At 64.3% G+C, this 20263-nt stretch carries 18 protein-coding genes; 12 read left to right on the top strand and 6 right to left on the bottom strand.

Annotated elements, in window-relative coordinates:
- Window positions 1–113 precede the first annotated feature (113 nt).
- Window positions 114–1004 carry an alpha/beta fold hydrolase gene (locus LY284_RS12215; RefSeq protein ID WP_041730059.1) on the bottom strand — a complete coding sequence of 297 codons (891 nt, stop codon included), beginning with the start codon at window positions 1002–1004 and terminating at the stop codon, window positions 114–116.
- A gap of 247 nt (window positions 1005–1251) precedes the next feature.
- On the opposite strand from LY284_RS12215, the gene LY284_RS12220 reads away from it, so the two are divergent.
- Window positions 1252–2214 carry a nitronate monooxygenase family protein gene (locus LY284_RS12220; RefSeq protein WP_014190150.1) on the top strand — a complete coding sequence of 321 codons (963 nt, stop codon included), beginning with the start codon at window positions 1252–1254 and terminating at the stop codon, window positions 2212–2214.
- 67 nt (window positions 2215–2281) lie between these two features.
- Here LY284_RS12220 and LY284_RS12225 read toward each other — a convergent pair whose 3' ends face one another.
- The 3 genes from LY284_RS12225 to LY284_RS12230 form a co-directional block, all read right to left on the bottom strand.
- Window positions 2282–3394: a porin gene (locus LY284_RS12225; RefSeq protein ID WP_041730057.1), complete on the bottom strand. Its 1113-nt coding sequence runs from the start codon at window positions 3392–3394 to the stop codon at window positions 2282–2284.
- A 142-nt stretch (window positions 3395–3536) separates the two neighbouring features.
- On the bottom strand, window positions 3537–3659 hold the full coding sequence (locus LY284_RS38645; protein WP_255727833.1) for a hypothetical protein: 123 nt from the start codon (window positions 3657–3659) through the stop codon (window positions 3537–3539).
- Between the two features lie 220 nt (window positions 3660–3879).
- A complete protein-coding gene (locus LY284_RS12230) occupies window positions 3880–4248 on the bottom strand; it encodes a hypothetical protein (RefSeq protein ID WP_014190148.1) in 369 nt (122 codons plus the stop codon).
- A 494-nt stretch (window positions 4249–4742) separates the two neighbouring features.
- Between LY284_RS12230 and LY284_RS12235 the strand changes: the two genes are divergently transcribed.
- The 9 genes from LY284_RS12235 to LY284_RS12275 all read left to right on the top strand — a co-directional run bounded on the left by LY284_RS12235 (window position 4743) and on the right by LY284_RS12275 (window position 12435).
- Window positions 4743–5762 (top strand): bile acid:sodium symporter family protein, encoded by a 1020-nt coding sequence (locus LY284_RS12235; RefSeq protein ID WP_014190147.1) that lies wholly within the window; start codon window positions 4743–4745, stop codon window positions 5760–5762.
- A gap of 297 nt (window positions 5763–6059) precedes the next feature.
- Window positions 6060–7097 (top strand): acyl-CoA dehydrogenase, encoded by a 1038-nt coding sequence (locus LY284_RS12240; protein WP_233386315.1) that lies wholly within the window; start codon window positions 6060–6062, stop codon window positions 7095–7097.
- On the top strand, window positions 7085–7876 hold the full coding sequence (locus LY284_RS12245) for a PIG-L deacetylase family protein (RefSeq protein ID WP_014190145.1): 792 nt from the start codon (window positions 7085–7087) through the stop codon (window positions 7874–7876). The genes LY284_RS12240 and LY284_RS12245 overlap by 13 nt, the downstream gene beginning before the upstream one ends.
- A complete protein-coding gene (locus LY284_RS12250) occupies window positions 7873–8487 on the top strand; it encodes a trans-aconitate 2-methyltransferase (RefSeq protein WP_014190144.1) in 615 nt (204 codons plus the stop codon). The genes LY284_RS12245 and LY284_RS12250 overlap by 4 nt, the downstream gene beginning before the upstream one ends.
- Before the next feature lie 209 nt (window positions 8488–8696).
- Window positions 8697–9716, top strand: coding sequence for a LacI family DNA-binding transcriptional regulator (locus LY284_RS12255; RefSeq protein ID WP_014190143.1), 1020 nt, complete (start codon window positions 8697–8699; stop codon window positions 9714–9716).
- Window positions 9713–10966, top strand: coding sequence for an AGE family epimerase/isomerase (locus LY284_RS12260; RefSeq protein ID WP_233386317.1), 1254 nt, complete (start codon window positions 9713–9715; stop codon window positions 10964–10966). The genes LY284_RS12255 and LY284_RS12260 overlap by 4 nt, the downstream gene beginning before the upstream one ends.
- Window positions 10967–10971: 5 nt before the next feature.
- A complete protein-coding gene (locus tag LY284_RS12265) occupies window positions 10972–11883 on the top strand; it encodes a carbohydrate kinase (protein ID WP_233386319.1) in 912 nt (303 codons plus the stop codon).
- 67 nt (window positions 11884–11950) lie between these two features.
- The gene (locus tag LY284_RS12270; protein WP_041730052.1) at window positions 11951–12172 is read left to right on the top strand and encodes a hypothetical protein; all 222 of its coding nucleotides are present in this window, start codon (window positions 11951–11953) and stop codon (window positions 12170–12172) included.
- A gap of 17 nt (window positions 12173–12189) precedes the next feature.
- Window positions 12190–12435, top strand: a complete 246-nt coding sequence (locus LY284_RS12275) for a hypothetical protein (RefSeq protein WP_014190139.1) — start codon at window positions 12190–12192, stop codon at window positions 12433–12435.
- Here the strand turns inward: LY284_RS12275 and LY284_RS12280 are convergent.
- Window positions 12432–13082: a glutathione S-transferase family protein gene (locus LY284_RS12280; RefSeq protein ID WP_233386321.1), complete on the bottom strand. Its 651-nt coding sequence runs from the start codon at window positions 13080–13082 to the stop codon at window positions 12432–12434. The two genes, LY284_RS12275 and LY284_RS12280, sit on opposite strands and share 4 nt — an antisense overlap.
- A 234-nt stretch (window positions 13083–13316) precedes the next feature.
- Here LY284_RS12280 and LY284_RS12285 point away from each other — a divergent pair, with 234 nt between their 5' ends.
- Window positions 13317–16886: an indolepyruvate ferredoxin oxidoreductase family protein gene (locus LY284_RS12285; protein WP_233386323.1), complete on the top strand. Its 3570-nt coding sequence runs from the start codon at window positions 13317–13319 to the stop codon at window positions 16884–16886.
- Here the strand turns inward: LY284_RS12285 and LY284_RS12290 are convergent, their stop codons facing one another.
- Window positions 16887–18203: an EAL domain-containing protein gene (locus tag LY284_RS12290; RefSeq protein WP_053567581.1), complete on the bottom strand. Its 1317-nt coding sequence runs from the start codon at window positions 18201–18203 to the stop codon at window positions 16887–16889. It lies immediately after the preceding gene.
- Window positions 18204–18519: 316 nt separating this feature from the next.
- Here LY284_RS12290 and LY284_RS12295 point away from each other — a divergent pair, with 316 nt between their 5' ends.
- Complete coding sequence (locus tag LY284_RS12295; RefSeq protein WP_045450180.1) at window positions 18520–20187, top strand: Na+/H+ antiporter; 1668 nt, start codon at window positions 18520–18522, stop codon at window positions 20185–20187.
- The last annotated feature ends 76 nt before the right edge of the window (window positions 20188–20263 follow it).

Genomic DNA, 20263 nt, shown 5'->3' on the forward strand with positions numbered 1-20263 from the left:
TGATCAACGTCCAGCGTATCGTAGCGCGACACTATTTCACGTGCATCGGTGCTTTCCCTACAAACTTCCAACGCTCACCTGAACCCGCGTAAGAACCAATGCCGGCGCGGGTTTCAGGGTGCATCGGCCTCGAAGAACGCGCGCATTTCCGCGAGCAGCATCTCGGGCTGTTCCTCGGGAATGTAGTGGCCGCACGGCAGCGCGCGGCCGCTCACGTCGCGCGCGACGCGCCGCCATTCTTCGAGCGCATCGAAGCATCGTTCGATCACGCCTTCCCGGCCCCATAGCACGCGCAACGGACAGGCGAGCTTCAGGCCGCGTTCGAGATCGGCGCGATCGTGCTCCAGGTCGATGCCAGCCGACGCGCGATAGTCCTCGCACATGGCGAACACCGCACCCGGCGACGCGAGCGCGTCCCGATACGCCTGCAACGCGTGCGGCGCGAACGGCGCGAGGCCCGCGTGACGATTGCCCATCACGCGGTCGATGTACGCATTCGGATTGCCGCCGATCAGCAGTTCGGGCAGCGGCGTCGGCTGAATCAGGAAAAACCAGTGAAAGTACGCGGTCGCGAATTCGCGGTCGGTGGCTTCGTACATGGCGAGCGTCGGCGCGATATCGAGCAGCATCAGGCGATCGACGGCGTCGGGAAAATCCATCGCCATGCGATGCGCGACACGCGCGCCACGATCGTGCGCGCAGACGAGGAAGCGCTCGAAGCCGAAGTGGCGCATCACGGCGACCTGATCCGCGGCCATCGCGCGTTTCGAATACGGTGTGTGGCGCGCGTCGCTCGGCGGCTTGCCGGAAGCGCCGTAGCCGCGTAAATCCGTCGCGATGACGGTAAAGTGCTTCGCCAGCTCGCCGGCGCACTTGTGCCAGATCTCGTGCGTTTGCGGATGGCCATGCAGAAGCAGAAGCGGCGGCCCGTCCCCGCCTTTCATCCCGACGATCTCGACGCCCGCCGCGTCGACACGAAACGGCGCGTAGTCTCCGAAAGACATGATTGGTTTTCTTGTTCGTGGCATTGCGGATGATTGTAGGCGCGCCGCCGCACTCGCCGGGGCGCCGGCATGCGCGCAAACACCGAAACCGAAGACTTCCTCGGGATTCGACGGATATGTCACGGCGAATGCTCTGGCTATAATCGAACGATCGTTCGCTGGTCACAATCACGCGCTATCCGCAGAATGAGGGTGCGTGCCAGAATGGACCTCGACGCTGCTCGGACACAATCAGGAGACTCGTGCCATGGCCCTGCCCGCCATCTTGCAGCACCTCGCGTTGCCCGTCGTCGGCTCGCCTATGTTCATCGTCAGTTATCCCGAACTCGTGCTCGCGCAGTGCAAGGCGGGCATCGTCGGTTCGTTTCCGGCGCTGAACGCGCGCCCCACCGAATTGCTCGACGAATGGCTCACGCAGATTCAAGGCGAGCTCGCCGCGCACAAGGCCGCGCATCCCGATGCGGTCATCGGGCCGATTGCTGTCAATCAGATCGTGCATCAGTCGAATGCGCGGCTCGAACAGGACGTGCGCGTGTGCGTGGAGCACAAGGTGCCGATCTTCATCACGAGCCTGCGCGCGCCGGTCAGGGAGATGATCGACGCCGTGCATTCGTATGGCGGCATCGTGCTGCACGACGTCATCAATCTGCGGCACGCGCAAAAGGCGCTCGAAGCGGGCGTCGACGGCCTCATTCTCGTGGCGGCCGGCGCGGGCGGCCATGCGGGCACCACGTCGCCGTTTGCGCTCGTCGGCGAAGTGCGGCGCATGTTCGACGGACCCATCGTGCTGTCGGGCGCCATCGCCAACGGCGGCTCGATTCTCGCCGCGCAGGCGATGGGCGCGGACCTCGCCTACATGGGCACGCGCTTCATCGCGACCAAGGAAGCGCACGCGCTGGAGGATTACAAGCGCGCGATCGTCGATTCGACCGCCGCCGACATCATCTACACGAATCTTTTCACGGGCGTGCACGGCAATTACATTCGCGAGAGCATCGTCAGGTCCGGGCTCGATCCGGACGCGCTGCCTCAGTCGGACAAAACCGCGATGAATTTTGCCGAAGGCACGAGCAAGGCGAAGGCGTGGAAGGACATCTGGGGCGCGGGACAAGGCGTCGGGCTGATGGAAGACGTGCCGAGCGTCGCCGAACTGGTTGAGCGGCTCAGGCGCGAATACGACGACGCGAAGGCGCGCCTCGCGATCGGCTGATTTTTCTGTCGCATAAAACAAAAACACCGCGCTCGAAGGCGCGGTGTTTTGTTTGAATCGATGCCGCTCAGAACTTCGCGCGAATGCCGACGCCGAAGGTATCGCCCGACGACAGGCTCGTGTACTTGTCGTTGAGGTACGCGGCGTAGACGTCGGTGCGCTTCGAGAGCGGATAGTCGTAGCCGAGCGCCCAGCTCTTGTGCGTCTGGTCGAGGCCGCCGTTGCTGCGCGAGTACGCATACGACGCCATCACCGTGCCCGGTCCCAGAGGAATCGTCACGCCGCCCTGCCCGGTATTGACGTGGAACGTGCCCGGGCCTTCGTAGTCGTTCTTCGTGTACATGTACTGCGCGAAGAACTTCACGTACTTCAGGTCGTAGGACGCGCCGAGTTGTCCGACGCTCTGGCTCTTGTAGCCGGGCGTGGCGAAACCGTCGACCGAGGTCAGGTCGCCGGGCGTGTTGTTGAAGTTCACGTACTGATACACGCCGGTGGCCGCGAACGGGCCGTGGAAGTACAGGAACTGCGCGCTGTACTTCTTCGAGCGGCCGTCGCCGGCGCTGTTGCCGAAGCTGTACATCACGCTGCCCGACAGACCGTTGAAGTCCGGCGACGTGTACTGCACGGAATTGTTCCAGCCCGAATCGCCGATCACGCCCTGATCCGTCCGGTACGTCGGGAACGTGCCCGCGCCGAGGAACACGTGATAGACCATCGGCGAGAAAACGTAGGAATCGACGAACGGGTTGAAGAGAATCGTCGAGACGAAGAGTTGCGTCGTCAGACGGCCCGCCGTGATCGTGCCGATCGGCCCTTGAATGCCGACGTACGAGTTGCGCGCGAAGAAGGTATCGCCCTGGAAGCGCCCGTACTGGCCGTTCTGCGCGCGGAAGAAGCTTTCCAACGTGAAGATGGCCTTGTAGCCGCCGCCGAGGTCCTCGGCGCCCTTCATGCCCCAGTACGACGTGGACATGCCGCCGCCGCTCACGTTCCAGGCGCGATCGCTGCCCGGAAACTTGGTTGCGCCGACCCATTCGTCGACCTGCCCGTACAGCGAAACGCTCGATTGCGCGTGTGCCGCGCCCGCGGCGACGAGGCCGAGCATCGCTGCGGCGACCACGGTGGTCTTGACCGTTGCTTTCACCCTGGTCTTCGGCGCACGGTTGACGATTGACTTCATGAACTCTCCTGTCTTTGTCGAAAATTGAAAGCTTGGCGGGCGAGGGGCGTTGCACTCGCCTCGTCTGACCGGGCCTGTTGGTCGAATGGGCGAAAGGGCGTCGCGTGTGGAGCGACACCATCTTTACGGACCATTTTTCCGGTCAAAAATATGTTTGGTTATTGCGGGTATAGCGGTTCGGATAATGCTGAGCGCTGGCAAACGCGGCAAAACGGATTCCGTTGTGCGCGCGCGCCGGATTTTCATCGGCATCGACGTCCTTCAAAGCGAGCAGCGGCGCGCCTTTTAAGAGGTCGAAAGTCTTTTGAAATACGCTGGGAAGTGGCTAATTGCGGCGCACGGCGCATTGTCCGTGCACGGAAAAAAGAGAGGAATGTCTGGAGGAAATTCGATGCGTAACTGTGGTGAGATTACGTCATCGTGACAGCGGAACTAGACGCGCCAATACTTTTGCGTTCCGAACCGGAGCGGGTGAAACGAATTGATCAGTTGCGGTAGCTTGCGTTGGCCGGTGTACGGCCATCGTCCGCCGGGCGCCCGGGCGGGCGTGGCAGACTGCGCTCTTCGTTGTAACGCGTGATGTCGGCGCGGATGGAACCGGAACCGCGCATGGGCACGGCTTGCTCGACGCGCGGCACGGGGCGCACTTCGGCGCTGACGGGCGTGAGACCGTCTTTGGCGGCGACCGGTGTGTAGTGCAGCGATTGTCTGCTGCTGGCGGTATCGCTGAATACTGTCGACGACAGCCACTCGGCACGCGGTCCGGCGAGCGCGAGCGAACCCGCCACCGCCAGCGCGCCGAGCGCGGCAGATGCGAAAAGCCGGGTAGTCTTGCGAAAGCCAGTGAGCGCCATGTCCAAACTGCCTGCGTCCGACCCATATTCTCGTCCGTGGCATCGAAAGCGGGGCTGCGAGCCAACGGGACACCCGGCCGTAGTCGGAGCATTCGAGGTATGGCATCGACACGATGCAAAAACCCGCCGACCGGTGTATTCAACAATTTATTGGGCGTCGAGGCGGCAGTCGAGCCAAAAAGTGTTAGGCCCGCTCGATGGTTGTAACACCATGTTACGTCAGAGTTTTTCGCTTTCGGCAGGCGTTTCGGACGCCCAATCATGTGATGAAATTCTGCCCGTGATTTGACAATGCGCAACGGTCCGGATGTTGCTCCCCAGACGCCGATTCCGATGCTCAACTCCGCCGCTCATGCGCTTTGGTCATCAATCGATCCAGCAAATGAATTTGCCAATTTAATCGGGTACGAGCGAAAATCATGGTTTTTCCCTACTTGACCCCCATCACGCCGAGCAGCAGCACACCCGGCAAGCCCAGGCACGAGACTCTCTGAATGGCACGGCCCAAACTCCTACCCGACAATTTCACGCTGGCGCTCGTCGGCACGGTCATCATCGCGAGCTTTCTGCCATGCCGCGGCGGCGTGGCGGTGGCGTTCGACTGGATCACCGATTTCGCCATCGGTCTGCTGTTCTTCCTGCACGGCGCGAAGCTCTCGCGTGAGGCGATCATCGCGGGCGCGACCCACTGGCGGCTGCACCTCGTGGTGCTGCTCAGCACCTTCGCGCTATTCCCGCTGCTCGGCCTCGTGCTCAAGCCGGTGCTCACGCCGCTGGTCACGCCCGCGCTCTATACCGGCATCCTGTTCCTTTGCACGCTGCCTTCGACCGTGCAGTCGTCGATTGCCTTCACCTCGATGGCGAAGGGCAACGTGCCGGCCGCCGTGTGCAGCGCGTCCGCGTCCAGCCTGCTCGGCATTTTCATCACGCCCGCGCTCGTCGGGCTGGTCGTGAGCAATCACGGCGCGACGACCGGCTCGCCCTGGCACACGGTCGGCAACATCACGCTGCAACTGCTCGTGCCGTTCATCGCCGGGCAACTGCTGCGGCCGGCCATCGGCAAATGGATCGACAAGCACCGGGCGATGCTCAAGTTCGTGGATCAAGGCTCGATTCTGCTCGTGGTGTACGTGGCGTTCAGCGAGGCCGTGAACGAAGGCATCTGGCATTCGATCTCGCTGTCCACGCTCGCGGGCCTGCTTGCGGTCAACATTCTCCTGCTGGCGGCCGCGCTCGGCATCACGGCGTTCGTGGCGAAGCGCCTCGGCTTCTCGCGCGCGGACCAGATCACGATCATTTTCTGCGGCTCGAAGAAAAGCCTCGCCTCCGGCATTCCCATGGCGAAGGTGATCTTCGCTTCGCATGCGGTCGGCGCGGTCGTGTTGCCGCTCATGCTGTTCCATCAGATCCAGCTCATGGTGTGCGCCGTGCTCGCGCAACGGTGGGGTGCGCGCAAAACCGCGCCCGAACCGGCACGCGACGGCAAAAACGTCGGCGCGCCCGCGCGCCGCTGATTCACGCCCGCCCACGCTGGGCGTTCCTCGCTTCATCCTCTTTCCCCTTCCCCGACGAAGGCCGCGACATGCGGCCTTCGTGTCATTTGAGCGCGGTTTCGCGCCAACGTCGATTCGGCCAAACGGAATAGGCCAGAACACCTGACTTTTCTCATCGAATCGCGTCTGTGTGCTGCCTCTCGTCCGGCGTTTTGGCCTACCCCTTTCGGCTGAATGGCGGCCGGGCATGTCCCTTGCCACACTCCTGTTCATAGCAAGCCAGGAAGCGAATACAGGACACGTCATGCGGGACGAAAGATGAATAAAGCCGAAGACCATGCCGCGGCATCCACGTTGCGCGCCTTTCTCGGCGAGATGCTGTTTCAGCGCGGCAATGCCGAAGACACGGGCCGTGCATTGCGCGCGCTGATCGATGCCGGTCTGGACCGTCTGCCCTTGCCCGGTCACGGCAGAACGAGCGAGCGCTGGCGTGCGCTCGGCGCCGTAGCCGCTTTCGACTTGTCGCTCGTCAAGCTGTACGAAGGTCATACGGATGCTCTGGCGATTCTCGCCGAACTCGACAACGACCGGCCGAACGATGGCAGCGCGTGGGCCGTATGGGCGGCCGAACCGCCGAACGCGCGTCTTTCGGCGCTAGGCGACCCCGGCGCGGCGACCGTACTGCTGCAAGGCGCGAAGTTCTGGTGTTCCGGCGCGGCATCGGTCACGCATGCGCTCGTGACCGCCTGGAACGAGCGCGGCGAACCGGTGCTCGCAGCCGTCGACTTGAGCGAGGATGGCGTGCAAATCACCGGTGCGGGCTGGCAAGCGGTGGGCATGCGAGCGAGCGCGAGCGTCGATGTCCGGTTCGAGCGCGTGCGCGCGCGGTTGATCGGACCGCCGCGCGCCTATCTGGAGCGTCCCGGCTTCTGGCACGGTGGCGCGGGCATCGCCGCGTGCTGGTTCGGCGCGGCGGCCGGTATCGCCGAATTCGTCGCGCGCGACGCGAAACAGCGCGCCGGACCGCACAAGCTCGCGCATCTCGGCGCCATCGACACCACGCTCAGCGCAACGGCGGCGCTGCTGCGCGAAACGGCGGCGTTGATCGACCGCCAACCCGCCGCCGACGCGCTCCTTCCCGTCATGCGCGCACGTCTCGCGGCGGAGCGTGCGGCGGCGTTCGTCGTCGAGCACGCGGGCCGTGCGCTGGGCGCGGGCCCGCTATGCCGGAACGCGCACTTCGCGCAGCTCATGGCCGACCTGCCCGTATTCATTCGACAAAGCCACGCCGAGCGCGACGAAGCATCGCTCGCCGAGCGCGTCATCGAGGAGGAAAGGATTTCATGGCAAGTGTGAGCACGCGAGCGTCGGCCGACCCGACAGCAATCGATCGAACCATTTCCGGCGATGGCACACCCGAAGCCGCCTGGCAGGGCTGGGGGCGTCTGGGTGCTTTGCCCGAAGTCGATCCCGCGGTACTCGTGCCTTTCGGCGGGCGGGCTGTCGTAGTCGCGCCACACCCCGACGACGAAATCCTCGGCACCGGCGGACTGCTCTCGCGTCTTTCGGAAATCAGCCGAAACATACTGATCATCGCCGTGACGGACGGCACCGCGAGCCACCCGGATTCGACCGAATGGCCGCCCGAGCGCCTTGCACGCGTGCGGCCGCAGGAAACGCGGTCCGCGCTGCAACGGCTGCGCCTGCGTCACGCTCAGGTGGTCAGGCTCGGACTTCAGGATGGCGAGCCCGGCAGTATCGATGCCAATTTATCAGGAATGCTATCCGAACATCTTCAACCGGGTGATATCGTTTTCACGACTTGGCGCTATGATGGGCATCCCGACCACGAGGCAGCCGGGCGCGCCGTTCATGCAGCGGCCGAAGCGCTCGAATTGCCTTGCGTGGAAGTGCCGCTCTGGACCTGGCACTGGGCGTCGCCGGACGATACGCGCGTGCCATGGAGCCGTGCCCGCCGCATCGTTCTCGACGGCGCAACGCACGCCCGGAAACTTCGGGCCGTGCAGGCTTTCCGAAGCCAACTCGAACCTGACGCCGCAACCGGTCAGGCGCCAGTACTGCCAGATCATGTGCTGGCCCGGCTGACTCGGCCTTTCGAAGTCGTACTCATATGAAAAACAACACTAACAATACTAAGCAGTACTTCAATGATCTTTATCGCGAAAACGATGATCCCTGGAAAATCCGGCATCGCTGGTATGAACGGCGAAAGCGAGCGCTCACGCTCGCTTCGTTGCCGCACGAGCACTACGCGCGCGGGTTCGAACCCGGCTGCGGCAACGGCGAACTGACCGCGCTGCTCGCGGCGCGATGCGACCAACTCATCGCCACCGATATCTCCGAGGATGCCGTCGCGCTGACGCGGCAACGAGTCGCACATTGTCCGAACGTCGAGGTTCAGCAGATGCTGTTGCCCGATGTATGGCCGAGCGGCAAGGTCGATCTCGTCGTGATCAGCGAAATCGGCTATTACCTTGACGAGCCGCAGCTATGGCATATCGTCGAGCATATTCATCAGAGCTTGTCGCGCCATGGCGCGGTGGTCGCGTGCCACTGGCGCAGGCCAATCGAAGGCTGGAGTCAGAACGGCGACGACGTTCACGCCAAGCTGCGCGGCCGCATGAGCATGCCCGTGCTTTGCCACTATTGGGACGACGACCTGGTTCTCGATGTCTGGGCACCCGACACGCGCTCGATACACGACCGGGAAGCATCGGCGGCTTGATGTTTCTTCTTTTTTACTAAACAAACAAATCGCAAGGAATCTCATATATAACAAGGATCTACTGGTTTTCTCCTATCTCAAATAGGCTGTTTTTCCGGTTTTTTACTATACAATCGCTCTCGAAAAGCGAATCCGGCGGGCGCGGTAAACATCGCCCCGCGGGCAAGAGGTAGAAAGCCGAAAAACAGGCGGAGACAGAGAACACCACGATGGCCACCACCATTCGCGATGTCGCGCGTGCGGCAAGCGTCTCGATCGGGACGGTGTCGCGCGCGCTTAAGAATCAACCGGGTTTGTCCGAAGCCACGCGCGTGCGTGTCGTCGAAGTCGCGCAGCAGCTCGGCTATGACTCGGGACAGTTGCGCACGCGCATTCGACGCGTGACCTTTTTGCTGCACCGACAGCACAACAATTTCGCCGTCAGCCCGTTTTTTTCGCATGTGCTGCACGGTTTCGAGGAAGCGTGCCGCGAGCGGCGTCTCGTTCCGTCGGTGCTCACCGCCGGTCCGACGCACGATCTCGCGCAGCAAATGCGGCTGCATGCGCCCGACGCCATCGCGGTCGCGGGCTTCGTCGAGCCCGAACTGCTCGCGCACCTGCATTCGCTCGCGCGGCCCACCGTGCTGATCGATCTTCGCGCGCCGGGTTTTCGCTCCGTCAACATCGACAACGTGAAGGGCGCTTCGCTCGCAATGCAGCATTTGTTCGCGCAGGGGCGGCGGCGCATCGCGTTCATCGGCGGATCGCTCGCGCATCACAGCATCGCGCAGCGCGCGCTCGGCTATCGGAAGGCATTTTTCGACGCCGGCCTGCTCTTCGATCCGACGCTGGAAATCATGACGCAGCCCGGCCTGCCCGCCGATCTCGCCGCCGCCGATGCGATGGAGCGCCTGATCGCCGACGCCCGCGCGCAATCCGCTCCGCTGCCCGACGCCGTTTTCGCCTATAACGATGCAGCAGCCCTCGCCGCGATGCGCGTCTGTCTCATGCACGGCTTGCGCGTGCCGCACGACATTGCGTTCGTCGGTTTCGACGACATCCCGGCCGCCGCCCAAAGCACGCCGCCGCTCTCGACCGTGACCGTCGACAAGGAAGCACTCGGGCGACGCGGCGTCGAGCTGCTGCTGGAAGATCAATCGAGCCCGCCGAGCCAGGCCGACACGCTCGTCGCCGTCACCTTCGTTCCGCGCGCGAGCTCGGGGACGAAACAGGACATCAGCACGCCATGAACATGACCGCCTCACCTGCCCTCGCGGAAGAAGTGTCAGTGAAACGCGCGACCGATTTCCGCAGCCGCGACTTCCTGCTCTCGCACGTGCGCGACACGCTCGCGTTCTACGCGCCCAACGCACGCGATCCGTCCGGCGGTTTCTTCCACTATTTCAGGGACGACGGCAGCGTCTACGACCGCACGACGCGCCATCTCGTCAGCAGCACGCGCTTCGTCTTCAATTACGCGATGGCCTACCGCCATTTCGGCGACGCCGCCTATCAGGACGACGCGCGCCACGCTTTCAAATTCCTGCGCGACGCCCACTGGGATGCCGCGAACGAAGGCTACGACTGGGAAATCGAGTGGCGCGGCGGACAGAAGCGCACGCTCGACGGCACGCGCCACTGCTACGGCATGGCGTTCGTGCTGCTCGCGTGCGCGCATGCGGCGATGGCGGGCATCGACGAAGCGAAGCCGATGATCGACGAAACCTTCGCGATCATGGAAAAGCGCTTCTGGGACGCCGACGCCGGCCTCTACGCCGACGAAGCCACGCCCGACTGGCAGCTTTCCGCCTATCGCGGGCAGAACGCGAACATGCACGCGACCGAGGCGCTGCTCGCCGCGTACGAGGCGACCGGCCACGTCATCTATCTGGATCGCGCGGAAAAGATTGCGGGCAATATCACGCTGCGGCAGGCGAAGCTGTCGCACGGGCTCGTGTGGGAGCATTTTCACCGCGACTGGTCGGTGGACTGGCACTACAACGAATCCGACAGCTCGAACATCTTCCGGCCGTGGGGCTTTCAGCCGGGGCATCAGACCGAATGGGCGAAGCTGCTGCTGATTCTGGAGCGGCATCGCGCGCTGTCGTGGCTTTGCCCCCGCGCCATCGAACTGTTCGACGCCGGATTCAGCCGCGCGTGGGACAGCCGTCACGGCGGCCTCTACTACGGCTTCGGCCCGGACGACAGCATCTGCGACCACGACAAATATTTCTGGGTGCAGGCGGAAAGTTTCGCCGCGGCGGCGCTGCTCGGCGCACGCACGGGCCGCGAACGTTTCTGGGACTGCTACGACGAACTGTGGCGCTATAGCTGGGCGCACTTCGTCGATCACGAATACGGCGCGTGGTATCGCATCCTCACGTGCGACAACCGCAAGTACGGCGACGAGAAGAGTCCGGCCGGCAAGACCGACTATCACACGATGGGCGCGTGCTACGAAGTGCTGAACGCGCTTTCTTCGCCCCAAATCTCACGGTGAACACCATGGCAAGCGAGCATTCCAACTTCCCGCAGTTCGTGTCGGCGGGCGACATCCTCACCGACATGATCCGCACCGACGTGTCGAGCTGGCTTTCTCGTCCCGGCGGCGCGGGCTGGAACGTCGCGCGCGCCGTGGCGCGTCTCGGCCTGCCGACCGCCTGCGCCGGCTCGCTCGGCACGGACAATTTCTCCGACGACCTGTGGGAAGCGAGCGCCGCATCCGGTCTCGACATGCGCTTCATGCAGCGCGTAGAGCGCCCGCCACTGCTCGCGATCGTGCACAAGACGCAGCCGCCGACGTATTACTTCATGGGCGAAAACGGCGCGGACCTGGCGTTCGACCCGTCGCGGCTGCCGCCAGGCTGGATGGAGCGCGTGAAATGGGCGCACTTCGGCTGCATCAGCCTCGTGCGCCAGCCGCTCGGGCGCACGCTCGCCGCGCTCGCCGCGCAGTTGCGCGAGCATGGCGTGAAGATCAGCTTCGATCCGAACTACCGCAATCTGATGGAACACGGCTACGAGCCGATCCTGCGCAACATGGCGGGTCTCGCCGATCTCATCAAGGTATCGGACGAAGATCTGCACATGCTGTTCAAGGGCATGCCGGAAGCCGACGCGCTCGCGAAAATCCGTTCGATGAATCCCCAGGCCACCGTGCTCGTCACGCGCGGTTCGGCCGAAGCCACGCTCTACGCCGGCGACGAGCAATTTCGCGCGCGCCCGCCGAGCGTCGAAGTGGCGGATACGGTCGGCGCGGGCGATGCGTCCATCGGCGGATTGCTCTACAGCCTGATGACGCGCCACGGCGGCTGGTCGGATCACCTGAAGTTCGCGCTCGCGGCGGGCGCGGCGGCGTGCCGGCATTCGGGCGCGCATTCGCCGTCGCTGGAAGAGGTCGAAGATCTGCTGAAATAAGCTGTCGCACGCGTTAAATAACTGCGTGCTAGCATGGATTTCGTCCTTGCCGGGAGGCGCAGCCATCATGGAAGACACGACCTACACGAAAGGCCTGTATACGGCGACGATCGGCGTGCGCGCCATCGACGGCGGCAAGTTCCAGGGTCTCGTCTCGCTCGCGCGCGACGACGGCGAGGATACCGATGCGACGCTCTACGAAGTGGAAGCCGCATCCGGGAACGAAGAGGAAGCGCTGAACGAAGCGCGGGCGCTCGCGCACCGCATCCTTGGCGAAATCGAACTCTAGATGCATCGGAGGAAATCATGCCGGAGCAGATCTTCCTTTATGGCGTCTACGCCATCCACGTGAGGCCGGTCGAGCTGCAAGGCTCGCGCTGGGACGCGGAATACGAGATCCGTCATCACGACAAGGCGGTGCAGCCGTGGACGACCGTCGGCGGCGATGACGGCCTCGCCGACAAAGCCGAGGCGGTCGAACTCGCGCACCAGCGCGCGGTGTCGGATATCGAAGCCGGCGCGGGCATTCCGAAGCCGCGCGCGTTTCCCTAAATCTCGTTCGACGGGTGCGCGAGGCCCACGTGCGTATTGAGCGCGAGCCGCTCCGCCTCGCGCCGGTCGATCGCTGACGCGCGCTCGTAGCCTTCGCGTGCGAGCGAGCGCTCGACGTAATCGAAGAGCACGCCCTGCGGCTCGATCAGCTTCGCCTTGAACGCGATCTGCAATGTGCTTGCCACGAGAATATCGGCGGCGGTGAACGGATCGCCGAGCAGCCACGGGCCTTCTTCGAGCGCGCTTTCGATCGCGTGCTCGACGCGCCCGAGATCGCCCCATCCAAAGCTCACGGTGTTGCCCTGCGCGCCGGTCATGCGCTCGGCCATCGCCGGTTCCAGACACGAGCCGGTGAAGAACATCCATTGCAGAAAGCGGCCGCGCGACGGATCGTGCAGCGGCACGCCGAGCCCGGTTTCCGGATGCCGGTCCGCGAGATAGAGCAGCACCGCGCCCGACTCGGCGACGCGCACGCTGCCGTCTTCGAGCGCGGGCAGCTTCGACATCGGGTTGACGCGGCAGAAGCTGGCGTCGTTCTGCGCGCCCGCGCGAATGTTCACGAACGCCAGGTCATACGGCACGCGCATTTCTTCGAGCATCCACAGCGCGCGGAAGGCGCGCGTCTTCGGCCAGTAGAAGAGCTTCATCGGCGTCGCTTTTTGTCGGCTTCGAGGCGTTCAGATTAGTCCCTTCGCGCGCCGCCGCCTGATCCGGGTATACGCGTAGCCGCGACGAATCGAGAAAATTCCTCTCGCTCTTCGCCCAAATGGACCGGATGTTTCTCGATGCGCGCGGAATCCGGGCAAGTGAGCAAAAACATTCCGCATTTGTCGACAAAGAATGTCGCATTGCCTCGCATACCTAGAAAGACCGGAGAACCCATGAACGCGCGCGTCCCCGCCGATATCTTTTCGCCTCCCGCTTTGTCCGATTACCAGTTGGGCGACAACCTGTCCGCCACCAAAGGACGCATCTTCCTGACCGGCACGCAGGCGCTCGTGCGTCTCGTGCTGATGCAGCGCGAATTCGACCGCGCCGCGAACCTGAACACCGCCGGTTTCATCAGCGGCTATCGCGGCTCGCCGCTCGGCATGGTCGATCAGCAATTGTGGAAGGCGAAGAAACTGCTCGCATCGCACGACGTGCGCTTTCTGCCCGCGATCAACGAGGAACTCGGCGGCACGGCCGTGCTGGGCACGCAGCGCGTGGAATCGGACGCGGAACGCACCGTCGATGGCGTGTTCGCGATGTGGTACGGCAAAGGCCCGGGCGTCGATCGCGCGGGCGACGCGCTCAAGCACGGCAACGCCTACGGCTCGTCGCCGCACGGCGGCGTGCTCGTCGTCGCGGGCGACGATCACGGCTGCGTGTCGTCGTCGATGCCGCACCAGAGCGACCAGACGATGATTTCGTGGCACATGCCGGTGGTGAATCCGTCGAACGTCGCGGACATGCTGGAATTCGGGCTTTACGGCTGGGCGCTGTCGCGCTTTTCGGGCGCGTGGATCGGCTTCAAGGCGATTTCCGAGACGGTCGAGTCCGGCTCGACGGTCGATCTCGACGCGATCCGCACCGACTGGAGCGCGCCCCAGGATTTCACGCCGCCGCAAGGCGGCCTGCACAACCGCTGGCCCGATCTGCCGAGCCTGACGATCGAAGCGCGGCTTGCCGCCAAGATCGACGCGGTGCGCCATTTCGCGCGCACGAACAGCATCGACAAATGGATCGCGCCGAGCCCGCGCGCGAACGTGGGCATCGTGACGTGCGGCAAGGCGCATCTGGACCTGATGGAAGCGCTGCGCCGCCTCGATCTGACCGTCGCGGATCTCGATGCGGCCGGCGTGCGCATCTATAAGGTCGGGCTGTCGTATCCGCTGGAAACGACGCGGCTCGAAACCTTCGTCGAGGGTTTGAGCGAAGTGCTCGTGATCGAGGAGAAAGGACCGGTCATCGAGCAGCAAATCAAGGATCATTTGTACAACCGCGTCGATGGCGCGCGGCCGGTGGTCGTCGGCAAGAATGCGCAGGACGGCTCCGCGCTGCTTTCCGCGCTCGGCGAACTGCGCCCGTCGCGCGTGCTGCCGGTGTTCGCGCAGTGGCTCGCGCGTCACAAACCGGCGCTCGATCGCCGCGACAAGGTGGTCGATCTCGTCGCGCCGCAAATCCTCTCGAACATCGCCGATGCCGTGAAGCGCACGCCCTACTTCTGCTCGGGCTGCCCGCACAACACCTCGACGAAAGTGCCGGAAGGTTCGGTCGCGCAGGCCGGCATCGGCTGTCACTTCATGGCGTCGTGGATGGAACGCGACACGACCGGTCTCATTCAGATGGGCGGCGAAGGCGTCGATTGGGCGTCGCATTCCATGTTCACCAAAACGCCGCACGTCTTTCAGAATCTCGGCGACGGCACGTATTTCCATTCGGGCATTCTCGCGATTCGTCAGGCCGTGGCCGCGAAGGCGAACATCACGTACAAGATTCTCTACAACGACGCCGTCGCGATGACGGGCGGCCAGCCGGTCGACGGCAGCATTTCCGTGCCGCAGATCGCGCGGCAGGTGGAAGCGGAAGGCATCGCTCTGCTCATCGTGGTCAGCGACGAGCCTGAAAAGTACATCGGCCACGAAGATCAGTTTCCGCGCGGCACGACGTTTCATCATCGAGGCGAACTCGATGCCGTGCAGCGCCGCCTGCGTGACACGCCGGGCGTCACCGTTCTGATCTATGACCAGACGTGCGCCGCGGAAAAGCGCCGCCGCCGGAAAAAGAAAGAGTTTCCGGATCCGGACAAGCGCCTCTTCATCAACGAGGCCGTCTGCGAAGGCTGCGGCGATTGCGGCGTGCAGTCGAATTGCCTGTCGGTCGAGCCGGTCGAAACGGAACTTGGACGCAAGCGCCGCATCGATCAGTCGTCGTGCAACAAGGATTATTCGTGCGTGAACGGCTTCTGCCCGAGCTTCGTCACGCTCGAAGGCGCGCGGCTCAAGAAGGCCGAAGGCCACGCGTTCGATCCCGCCGAGCTCGCGCGCCGCGTCGATGCGATGCCGCTGCCGCAAGGCGCGCTCGATAACGCGCCCTACGACATTCTCGTGACGGGCGTCGGCGGCACGGGCGTCGTGACGGTCGGCGCGCTCATCAGCATGGCGGCGCATCTGGAAGGCAAAAGCGCGTCGGTGCTCGATTTCATGGGCTTCGCGCAAAAGGGCGGCTCGGTGCTGTCGTTCGTGCGCTTCGCCGCCACGGACGCGCTGCTGAACCAGGTGCGCATCGACACGCAGCAGGCCGACTTGCTGCTCGCCTGCGACATGGTCGTCGGCGCGAGCCCGGAAGCGTTGCAGACGGTGCGGCACGACCGCACGAAGATCGTCGTGAACACGCACGCGATTCCGAACGCGAGCTTCGTGCAGAACCCCGAGGCGAATCTTCACGCCGATGCGCTGCTCGACAAGATGCGTCACGCCGCCGGCCCCAATGCACGCGACGCGATGCGCAGTTGCGACGCGCAGGCGCTCGCGCAGCGTTTTCTCGGCGACACGATCGGCGCGAACATTCTGATGCTCGGCTTCGCATGGCAGCTCGGTCTCGTGCCGCTGTCGCTGGCGGCGCTCATGCGCGCGATCGAACTGAACAATGTCGCGGTCGCGGCGAACAAGCTGGCGTTTTCCATCGGCCGTCTCGCGGCGCACGACATGAAAGCGCTCGAATCGCTGACGGCGCGCGTGCAGGCGCAACATATCGCGATGAGCGAGATGACGCTGCCCGAACTCATCAGCGATCGTGAAGAGCGTTTGCTCGCGTATGGCGGCGCGAAGGTCGTCGGGCGTTATCGCGCGCTGGTCGGGAAGGCGTCGGCGAACGAGGACGTGAAGCGCGCCATCGCGATCTCGTTCTACAAGCTGCTCGCCGTGAAAGACGAATACGAAGTGGCGCGCCTGCATGCGGACCCGGCGTTTCGCGCGTCGCTCGCGGCGCAGTTCGAGGGCACGGCCGGTTCGGATTACGCGGTGAAGTTCAATCTCGCGCCGCCGGTTCTGTCGCACGGCGGCGTGCCGAAGAAGAAGACCTTCGGCCAATGGATGTGGCCCGTGTTCGGCGGACTCGCGAAGTTCCGCGCGCTGCGCGGCACCGCGCTCGATCCGTTCGGCAAGACGCTCGAACGCCGCATGGAGCGTCAGCTCGCGGATGACTTCGAGGTCACGATGACGCGCGCGCTAGCGGGTCTCGATGCCGGCAACGCGAACGAGACGAAAGCGCTCGCCGCGCTGTTCGAGAAAGTGCGCGGCTACGGCCACGTGAAGCTCGCGAACGTCGCGATGGTCAAGCGCAGCGAACGCGACATCGCCGCGCGCCTCGGCATCGAAGCGGCGACGGGCGATGCGGTGCGCGCCGCCATCGCCACGATGAAGGGCGCGTCGTCGCTCAAGGGCATTCCGGTCGTCGTGGCGAAGTGATCAGTCACCGTCCTCGGGAAGCCAGTCGATGTCGCCGCACAGCACGCAGCGCTTGCCTTGCGAGCGCGTCTCCACGGACAGCGTGACGCACGGCATCGCCTCGTTGATCGACAGATACGGCCGGGTCACGTGCACGCGCTCGGGATCGCCGAGCGCCGCGCGAAAGTACGGGCGCCGCAGCCAGTTAGCGCCCTGCGCGTCGATGAGCGGCAGAAAGCGCGCCTCGTGCGCGGCACGGTCGGCGCGCAGCACGACGTTGCGGCCCGCCTGCCGGCCGTTCTGATCGAGCAGGAAGCAGCGCGCGGCGTGGTCGAGCGCGAGGAAATTCCAGCACACTTCGTCGAGCGGCTCGCCCGCCGCGAGCCGTTCCGCCGCGCGCTCGAACGCGCGGATGTACGGCTGAAGACGCGTCGCTTCGCGCCGTTCGCGCGCTTCGGTCTGCATGCGATACCGATCGGTCAGTTCGCCGATGACATCGCGCGCGTGAATGCCGTCGGCCAGGCCGGGATGCGGCCGCGCGAAGAAAAACCCCTGCACGAAATCCGCGCCGCTCGCGAGCGCGAGTTGCGCTTCGTGCTCCGTCTCGACGCCTTCCATCAGCACGAGCTTGCCCGCTTCGTGCAGCAGCGACACGATGCCTGAGAGCACCGCCTCCATGTTGCGCCGCTGCTTGAGCGTGCGCGCCGACAGCGGCGCGTGCACGTTATGGCCGGCGTGCGAAAGCATCACGCGGTCGAGCTTGACGATATCCGGATCGAGCTGCCAGATACGCTCGATGTTGGTATGCCCCGCGCCGAAGTCGTCGAGCGCGATGAGAAAGCCGTGGTCGCGGAATTGCTGCACCGCGAGCGCGAGCCGCTCGATATCCTCGGCGCTGTGCTCCAGCACTTCGAGCACGACGCGGCGCGGTTCGATGCCGAGCCGCCTGAGATTCGCGAGCAGCGCCGCCGCGTGATACGGCTCGGTCAGCGCGCCCGGATGCACGTTCAGAAAGAGCCATTCGTCTTTCGCGCCGAGCATCTTGAAGTTTTCGAGATGCAGCGCCTGCGCGAGCCGGTCGATCTGCAGCGCTTCGCCGACACGCGACGCCTGCCCGAATACGTCGAGCGGCGACACCGGCCGATCGAGCGAATCGTGCGCGCGCAGCAGTCCTTCGTAGCCGACCGCGCGCATGTGCGACAGGCTGAACACCGGCTGAAAGACGCTCGAGAGCGTCCAGTCTCCATGCTCGACCGAATAGCGGTCGTATCCCGATGTCACGCCCAACTCGAAGCTGCGCGCGCACACGGTCGTCTTTTCGGGGTTTGCGATCGTCATGCCGATGCCCTCGCCTGATCGGTCGCCCACGTCCTGCATGCCTTCGTCATAAGTGCCGCCCTCGGTGATCTCGTCGGGAGTCTCGATGTCCCGTGGCTTGCGGTAAAGCAAGCTCCATGCGCACTGCGTACCGCGCATCGCCGTGATTCGACCCGTCCGATGCACCGCCGACAGGCGATTTCGCGTGCACATGCACCGTCACGGTGCGTCGTCGTCGGCCCGCATCGCTGCCTGCGCGGCGAGCACGGGCTAAACTTTCGGCTCATCGAAACAATGTAAGACGCCGCACGTAACGGGTATCGGCTGTATCGCACACATGGAAATCGTTTTTACCGTCCTCATTCTTCTGCTCGCGGTGGCGCTCTCGGGATTCGGCCTTTCGCTGCTTCCCGTGAAACTGCCGCTGCCGCTGATTCAGATCGCACTCGGCGCGTGTCTCGCGTGGCCGGGCTTCGCCCTGCACGTCACGTTCGATCCGGAGCTCTTCATGCTGCTGTTCATTCCGCCGCTGCTGTTCGCGGATGGCTGGCGCATTCCGAAGCGCGAGCTTTACATGCAGCGCCGCGCGATCCTGATGCTCGCGCTCGGGCTCGTGTTCATCACCGTCGTCGTGCTCGGCTATTTCCTCCACGCGATGATTCCGTCGATGCCGCTGCCCGTCGCGTTCGCGCTCGCCGCCGTGCTTTCGCCGACCGACGCCGTCGCGCTGACGGGCATCGCGGGGCGCAAGCGCATTCCGGCCGGCCTCATGCATATCCTGGAAGGCGAAGCGCTGATGAACGATGCGTCGGGCCTCGTCGCACTGAAATTCGCGATCGCGGCCGCGCTGACGGGCGTGTTCTCGCTGCGCGATGCCACCATCAGCTTTTTCATCATCGCGGCGGGCGGGCTTGCGATCGGCGCGGCGATTAGCTGGGCGGTCACGGAGATTCCGGCGCGTCTCCTGAAGTTTTCCGAAGACGACGATCCCGCCGCCGGCGTGATCCTGACGATCCTGATTCCGTTCGCGTCGTATGTGATGGCCGAGCATCTCGGCTGCTCGGGCATTCTGGCGGCGGTCTCGGCGGGCATGATGATGAACATCCAGAGCCTGCGCGACAGCATTCCGAGCGCGGTGCGCGTGCGCATGACGAGCACCTGGACGATGATCGAATTCGTCTTCAACGGCATGGTGTTCATCCTGCTCGGACTGCAGTTTCCGCACATTCTCGGGCAGGCGGTGATCGAGGCGCATCACGACAGCGACGCGCAAGTCGGCGTTCTGCTCGGCTATGTGTTCGCGACGGTGATCGCGCTGTACGCGCTGCGTTTCGTCTGGGTGTATTCGCTGCGCTGGGTCGCGGCGCGCCGGACGGTGAAGCAGGGTCTCGAAAGCGCCGCGCCGGGTGTTCGCACGCTCGCGCTGACGACGATCGGCGGCGTGCGCGGCGCGGTAACGCTGGCGGGCGTGTTGTCGCTGCCCGTGACGCTGGAGAACGGCGCACCGCTCGCCGGGCGCGATCTGGCGATATTCATCGCGTCGGCGGTGATTCTCGTGTCGCTTCTGGTCGCGGTGATCGGTTTGCCGCTGATGTTGCGCGGCATCGAGCGCGAGAAGAATCCGCATGCGGCGGAAGAGCGCATGGCGCGGCGGCGCGCGGCGCAAGCGGCGATTCGCGCGATCGACGACACGCACGAGGAGTTGATCGAGCAGATGGATGAAGCCGCGTCCGCCCGGTGCGCCGATTCGACGGCGCGGGTGATGAGTTTGTATCGGCGCCGGCTGGAACAGTTGGGCGATGACGAAGCACCGCGGGCCGCGGCCAAGAAGAGCGAGATGATGGAGACGCGGTTGAAGATGGCTGCGTTACGGGCCGAGCGGGCTGAACTGTTGAATTTGCGGTACTCGCAGGCGATTAATGATGAGACGCTCAATAAGTTGATGCGGGAGATCGATCTTTCGGAGACGGCGATTGTGAATCGGAAGCGGGGGACGGGGGGGTAGGGTTTTGTGGAATGGCCGCGTTGCCGTCCGAGAGGGCTGTCATGCCTTGGTGCGTTGCGTGGTTCCTCAGCCGCGC

It is taken from the genome of Caballeronia sp. PC1 (genome assembly GCF_021353155.1).
Taxonomy (GTDB): domain Bacteria; phylum Pseudomonadota; class Gammaproteobacteria; order Burkholderiales; family Burkholderiaceae; genus Caballeronia; species Caballeronia cordobensis.